Source organism: Rodentibacter sp., assembly GCF_057314195.1.
In genome coordinates, this window is sequence record NZ_DBHLAM010000025.1 from 33,224 (window position 1) to 39,705 (window position 6,482).

The 6,482-nt window shown below is 46.7% G+C and carries 7 protein-coding genes; 2 read left to right on the plus strand and 5 right to left on the minus strand.

What is annotated here, in order from left to right:
• A partial coding sequence (locus ACO59Y_RS03885) for a zinc ribbon domain-containing protein (protein ID WP_486130814.1) occupies positions 1 to 190 on the plus strand: 190 nt, incomplete at its 5' end.
• A gap of 194 nt (positions 191 to 384) precedes the next feature.
• A complete protein-coding gene (locus ACO59Y_RS03890) occupies positions 385 to 1,314 on the plus strand; it encodes an AEC family transporter (protein ID WP_486130816.1) in 930 nt (309 codons plus the stop codon).
• Between the two features lie 152 nt (positions 1,315 to 1,466).
• On the opposite strand, the gene ACO59Y_RS03895 is transcribed toward ACO59Y_RS03890, so the two are convergent.
• The 5 genes from ACO59Y_RS03895 to ACO59Y_RS03915 all read right to left on the minus strand — a co-directional run.
• Positions 1,467 to 1,796 carry a branched-chain amino acid transporter permease gene (locus tag ACO59Y_RS03895; protein WP_486130818.1) on the minus strand — a complete coding sequence of 110 codons (330 nt, stop codon included), beginning with the start codon at positions 1,794 to 1,796 and terminating at the stop codon, positions 1,467 to 1,469.
• Positions 1,793 to 2,539, minus strand: coding sequence for an azaleucine resistance protein AzlC (gene azlC / locus ACO59Y_RS03900; protein WP_486130820.1), 747 nt, complete (start codon positions 2,537 to 2,539; stop codon positions 1,793 to 1,795). The genes ACO59Y_RS03895 and azlC overlap by 4 nt, the downstream gene beginning before the upstream one ends.
• A gap of 1 nt (position 2,540) precedes the next feature.
• Positions 2,541 to 3,476, minus strand: coding sequence for a LysR family transcriptional regulator (locus ACO59Y_RS03905; protein WP_373604069.1), 936 nt, complete (start codon positions 3,474 to 3,476; stop codon positions 2,541 to 2,543).
• 168 nt (positions 3,477 to 3,644) lie between these two features.
• Positions 3,645 to 3,965 carry a ribosome hibernation-promoting factor, HPF/YfiA family gene (gene hpf, locus ACO59Y_RS03910; RefSeq protein WP_373604068.1) on the minus strand — a complete coding sequence of 107 codons (321 nt, stop codon included), beginning with the start codon at positions 3,963 to 3,965 and terminating at the stop codon, positions 3,645 to 3,647.
• A 376-nt stretch (positions 3,966 to 4,341) separates the two neighbouring features.
• Positions 4,342 to 6,482 (minus strand): YadA family autotransporter adhesin (locus tag ACO59Y_RS03915; protein ID WP_486130823.1); only part of this gene is annotated, 2,141 nt, incomplete at its 5' end.

A 6,482-nucleotide genomic window follows, 5' to 3' on the forward strand; every position in this document is an offset into this window, starting at 1 on the left:
AGGCGGTTTTTTAGTGGCTGTTCCACCGCAAAATACAAGCCGAACTTGCCCTTGTTGCGGTTATACCGCAAAGGAAAATCGCCAAACGCAGGCTGATTTTGAATGCGTAGAATGTGGCTATACAGAAAATGCGGATGTGGTTGGGGCGTTAAACATTTTGGAGCGTGGGCGAGCCATCGTCCAAGCGTAAACATATCAGGCTGGGACACAGCCGTAGAGCTTGTGAAGTGAACTTCAATAGAGGTCAGCAGCAAGAACCCACCGAGAGTAGCCCACGCAAAGCGTGGGAGCTAGTAGGAATCCCCGTCCTTTAGGGCGGAGGAGGATGTCAATTTAACTGTAGTCTAATAACGCAACATTTTTCTGATTCTTGTTTTTCTTCCTATGGACATCGCATTTTTACTTGGCGGCAAAATTATCGAGCTCACGATTATTGTGTTAATGGGCTACGGTTTGGTAAAAGCCAAACTACTCAAATCTGAAGACAGCAAACCGCTTTCCATTATCGGCCTTTACATCATCAGCCCCGCCGTTATGATTGAAGCCTTCCAAATTGACTACAAACCGGAAATTCTGCAAGGCTTAATGCTCTCTCTCGGCATGGCCGTATTTCTACACTTCATCTTAATCATCACCGGCGCCTTGCTAAAACGCGTACTAAAACTCGACGCCATTGAACACGCCACCGCCATTTATTCCAACGGCGGCAATTTAATTATCCCGATTGTCATGTCATTATTCGGTAAAGAATGGGTGATTTACGCCACCTGTTTTATCGTGGTGCAAACCTTTTTATTTTGGACGCATTTGCGCTTAATCATTGTCGGTAAAGGCAATTTAAGTCTGAAAGTAATGTTGAAAAATATTAATTTATGGTCAATTTTTATCGGCGTACTGTTATTTGCTTTGCAAATTAAATTACCGAATTTTATTAACGGCACGCTTTCGGCGGTGGGTATTTTTATCGGCCCGAACGCCATGTTGATTGCCGGCATGCTAATCGCCTCGATCCCATTGCGACAACTCATTTCCTCCAAACGAATCTATCTCGTCACCGCGCTCCGCTTGCTGTTGATTCCGATTTTTTTGTTGACAGTTGTGAAACTTTGCGGCTTTGCCGGCTGGTTAGAAAACGGCGAAACCATTGCCCTCATCAGTTTCCTCGCCACCACCAGCCCATCCGCGGCGACCGTCACCCAAATGGCACTGATTTTCGGCAATAACGCACAAAAAGCCAGTGCAATTTACGGCGTCACCACGCTACTTTGCGTATTTACAATGCCGTTAGTGATTGCCTTGTACCAGTTGTGGTGACCTGCCGATTTAGCACCGCATTGAAAGCCCATCTGACGGCACGTTAAATCATCGCCCCACAACAAGCCGATTTGGCACCGCATTAAAAAAGCAAAAACAGCAACGAAAAAGGCAACCGATTGGTTGCCTTAAAATTTCTATTTTGTAAAAAATTAAATAAAAACCCTTTGCACTAAAATCATATAGAAAATCGTGCCCGCCGCGATGGACAAGAACATATTTTTTCGCCAAAAGTGTAAAACCAATACCAGCGCACCGGCAAGAAAATCGGGCAACCCGTGATAACCGCTCAATACATCCAGATTCTTATAGCAATACACCACCAGCATACCGAACATCGCCGCCGGCAACACTTTACCAAGATAGCGAATATATTCCGGAATCGGGCGATTCGCCGGAAAGACCCAAAACGGCAACCAACGGGTAAATTGCACCGCAAGGACACAAATTCCGATAGTCACAATCTGTTCGGTCAGGGTCATTTTAGCGCCTCCAATTTCGTTGCTAATTTAGGGCGACGCAAAGTCAAAACAAGCCAAATCCCCAGTAAAGTCGGAATCAAAAAATGTTCTTTGCCGGCCGCCAGTAACGAAATAAAAGCAATAAATAAACCGAGTAACAAACTCTCGTGAGATTGTTCTTTCATCCAATTTTCCGCAAAAATCACTAAAAAAAGCGCGGTCATCGCAAATTCAACGCCTTTTAAATCTACCGGCAAAATATGACCGAATAGATTGCCCATCGCCGCACCTAACACCCAATAAAGATGCAAATAAAGGCTGACAAAAAACATATACCAACCTTTGTCCAAATGCGCCGGAATTTTCGCCATATAGTTAAGCGAAAAGGATTCATCCACCAGCGAACTAATTAAATAGCCGCGCTTTCTGCCCAACCAACTGCCGTATTTTTCCAACATGGAAATGGCATAAAAAATCTGCCGCCCGCTCACCATCAACGTAATCAGCAACACGCTCAAAGGTGAAAAAGGCGCCACCAAAGCGGCGGCGGCAATAAATTCCACCGAGCCGGCATAAATTAACAACGCCATTAACATCGGATATAAAAAACCAAATCCAAGCGCCTTCATATAAATGCCGTACGCCATACCGAGAAATAAAAATCCGGCAATCATCGGCGCACTGTAAGGAAGCGCAGCTTTGGCTGCCGCGCGAACGGGATAGCGTTGGGCATATTGTGGAAAAAATTGTGGAGAAAAATCCATGCTACTTCTCTAAATCTAAAACGGATAATCCCGGCAAGGTGGAAAAGCTTTGCGCTTTCACGGTTTGGTAAAAATCTTCCAGATAGGCTAAATTTTCGTCTTCTTTGCGAATCGCCGCATATAAATTGCTCTGCAAGCCGTTTTGAGTAATTTTGCGTGCCACCACATAGCCTTTTTCCAAATAAGGCAAAGCCGCCCAATAAGGCACGGTTGCAATACCGCGCCGACTGGCCACCAATTGAATCATCGCAATGGTCAGTTCGGTGGTGCGTCGGGTCGGATTAATGCCTTTGGGTTTTAACACTTGGCGCAACAAATCCAACATATCGTCCGGCACCGGATAAGTCACCCAAGTTTCATTGGCGAAATCCTCCGCTTCCCAAACCTCTTTTGCCGCAAGCAAATGATCCTTCGAACAAATGCCCACCATTTCATAGGAAAAAAGCGGTTTAAAAATCACCTCATCATTCGCTTCTAATTCCGACACAATTGCCCAATCAGCACGGTGAGAAAGCAACAAGCCAACGGGATCCGTATGAAAACCGGACACAATATCCAATTCCACCAGCCCCCAATGTTGGCGAAACTCATCCATCGCCGGCATCAGCCAGTCAAAACAAGTGTGACATTCCACCGCAATGCGCAGTTGCCCCGCATCGCCATGCTTCACACGGGTTAAATCGCGTTCCGCATCGATCACTTTCGGCATCACCTCATTAGCAAGACGAATTAAACGCTCGCCGGCTGCGGTAAAACGTAGCGGATTACTTTTGCGTTCAAATAATGGCAAACCAAATTGCTCTTCAATCAATTTAATTTGATGAGAAAGCGCGGATTGGGTGAGATAAACCCGTTTTGCCGCTAAAGACACGCTACCCGTTTCTTTCAACGCCAGCAGCGTTTTAAGGTGTCGAAATTCAAGAAAAGTCGGTTTCATTAAAAATATTCATCTTCATAGCAAATTTATGTAATGCGCATCATACAATAATTTAAAATCAGAGAAAATAAAGCATCGCAACAAAACCATATTTACTCCACAAAAAAATGCCAAGGCACTTACCTTGGCATTTTAACGGAAAAATTTCGTCGAAAATCGACAGTCATGCTATTCAAAAGAATCTTTCAAACGCTCATCGGCGCGACGCGATTCGCTTTTATGTTGTAATTTATTGAGCTGACGCTCTAATTTTTCTTCAACTTCATTAATCGCTTTGTACATATCTTCCGCGGTCGCCGTCGCAAGCAAATTGCCAAGCGGCGTGCCGATAGAAGCTTCCACGGTAAAACCGTTCGGCACTTTATTCAGCACAAAATGCGGATTAATTAATTGTGTGTGCCATTTTTCCAATTTCGCCAAACGACCTTCCACATGTTCACGAATTGCAGGGGTGATTTCCATTTGTTTGCTGGTGATATTTAATGTCATAGCATTTACCTCTTCGCGTTGTTAGAACCTTTCGGTTCGGTTTGATTTAGTATCAAAATAGCTTCGTAAAGAAGGGTTTTCAAGTCATTTCTATGAAAAAAAAGAAGTAATGTTTAAAAATATGATCTAGCTCTAATTTCTCAAAGCCGCCATTTCTTTTTAGCGAAAAGTTTCCCACGACGAACAAGCCCAAAAACGCTCAATACAAAATCAACCTTACTATCTTTTCGCACCTATTTTAGCGACCAACATCGCCCCCAATGCGGTGCCCATTAAACACTTCGCGCTCTTCCTTTCCTTTCCTTTTTTCTCTCACAAAAAAACCGCAGGCTTTCACCTGCGGTTTTCGTTGTATTTAACGCGTTAATTTATCGCATTACCATTGATAGCCCACGCTTGCGGCCGCGCCGGTATCGCCTTGAGTATTCGTATTCACAGAGAATTTAATACCCACTTTACCGTTGTCGGACAAGCGAGAGTAACCCACTGCAACCGCGTTTTGGCCGCGATAAGTCGCCGCCCCCGCAGAAACCATGGATTTACCCGGTTGAGTAGCTTGATACAAGCCGCTCGCCGCCATCGCACCGGCAATACCTGCACGTGCGTTCTTATCAACTTTATTCAAATCACGAGCAAGTTGATTTACACGATTTGCCAAGCCCGGAACTGCTCCGGAATTGCGCAATGCATTATCCACATAAGCTTTATTCACCGCATCGGTAGGTGCTGTCGCATTACCTACGTTTTGAATGCGGTTACCGCCCATGTTCACATTAGTACCGCTTGTAACATTCAAGTTACCGCTAATGTTTGTAGTGCCACTCAAGTTAGTCGTACCGGTGAAGTTCGCCGTTCCGCTCACAGTGAGATCGTTGGTGGTCACACTGTTCACATTGATATTGCGCGCCAAGGCCATGGTGACATTTCGACCGCTTTGTGTGATCTCAATGTTATCGCCTGCTGTGAAGGTCACGAGTTTATTCGTTGCATTCACGTTCACCACGCTAGAACCGGACGCAATACCCGTACCCGTTGCATTGGTGGTCAATTCCCAACCGGCGTTCGCAGCATTCAATGCTTGGTTCGCGGTGGCATTTGCCGTATTTGCAGTGGTATTGGCAGCGTTCGCCGTTGTGTTAGCCGTATTCGCCGTTGTGTTCGCTGCATTTGCAGTGGAGTTCGCGGCAAAGGCAGTGCTATTCGCCACATTCGCAGTGCTGTTTGCAGCATTCGCTGTGCTATTAGCTGCATGAGCTGTGCTGTTCGCGTAGTTCGCTGTGGAGTTCGCTACGTTGGCAGTGCTGTTGGCTGCGTTGGCAGTTGAGTTAGCTGCGTGAGCAGTGCTATTTGCATAGTTCGCTGTGCTATTTGCTACCAATGCGGTGCTGTTTGCGTAGTTCGCTGTAGAGTTCGCTACGTTCGCAGTGCTATTAGCCGCGTGAGCAGTGCTGTTCGCGTAGTTAGCGGTGCTGTTTGCTACCAATGCAGTGCTATTTGCGTAGTTCGCTGTGGAGTTCGCTACGTTAGCTGTGCTATTGGCTGCGTTGGCTGTGCTGTTCGCGTAGTTCGCTGTGCTGTTGGCTACCAATGCGGTGCTGTTAGCGTAGTTCGCTGTGGAGTTCGCTACGTTAGCGGTGCTATTGGCTGCATTCGCTGTGCTGTTGGCTGCGTTAGCAGTTGAGTTAGCCGCGTGAGCAGTGCTATTTGCATAGTTCGCTGTGCTGTTTGCTACCAATGCGGTGCTATTCGCGTAGTTAGCGGTGCTGTTGGCTACCAATGCGGTGCTATTTGCATAGTTTGCAGTGGAGTTAGCAACGTTAGCGGTGCTGTTTGCTGCATTTGCGGTGGAGTTAGCTGCGTGAGCTGTGCTGTTCGCGTAGTTAGCAGTGCTATTTGCTACCAATGCGGTGCTGTTGGCGTAGTTCGCAGTGCTGTTTGCTACCAATGCGGTGCTATTTGCGTAGTTCGCTGTGGAGTTCGCTACGTTTGCAGTGCTGTTGGCTGCATTAGCTGTGCTATTAGCCACGTGAGCTGTGCTGTTTGCATAGTTCGCTGTGGAGTTAGCAACGTTAGCTGTGCTGTTCGCTACCAATGCGGTGCTGTTGGCATAGTTTGCAGTGCTGTTTGCTACCAATGCAGTGCTGTTGGCGTAGTTCGCTGTGGAGTTCGCTACGTTAGCTGTGCTATTGGCTGCATTTGCAGTGCTATTTGCTGCGTGAGCTGTGCTGTTTGCATAGTTCGCAGTGCTGTTTGCTACCAATGCGGTGCTGTTGGCGTAGTTCGCTGTGGAGTTCGCTACGTTGGCAGTGCTGTTGGCTGCGTTAGCAGTTGAGTTAGCCGCGTGAGCTGTGCTATTCGCATAGTTCGCAGTGGAGTTAGCCACATTCGCTGTGCTGTTAGCCGCGTTAGCAGTGGAGTTAGCCGCGTGAGCAGTGCTATTCGCATAGTTCGCAGTGCTATTTGCTACCAATGCGGTGCTATTTGCATAGTTTGCAGTGGAGTTAGCAACGTTAGCTG

Bases quoted from the DNA above. Each gene is read 5' to 3' on its own strand.
- ACO59Y_RS03890 (WP_486130816.1), top strand. From the start codon at position 385: ATGGACATCGCATTTTTACTTGGCGGCAAAATTATCGAGCTCACGATT.
- ACO59Y_RS03895 (WP_486130818.1), bottom strand. From the start codon at position 1,796: ATGACCCTGACCGAACAGATTGTGACTATCGGAATTTGTGTCCTTGCG.
- azlC (WP_486130820.1), bottom strand. From the start codon at position 2,539: ATGGATTTTTCTCCACAATTTTTTCCACAATATGCCCAACGCTATCCC.
- ACO59Y_RS03905 (WP_373604069.1), bottom strand. From the start codon at position 3,476: ATGAAACCGACTTTTCTTGAATTTCGACACCTTAAAACGCTGCTGGCG.
- hpf (WP_373604068.1), bottom strand. From the start codon at position 3,965: ATGACATTAAATATCACCAGCAAACAAATGGAAATCACCCCTGCAATT.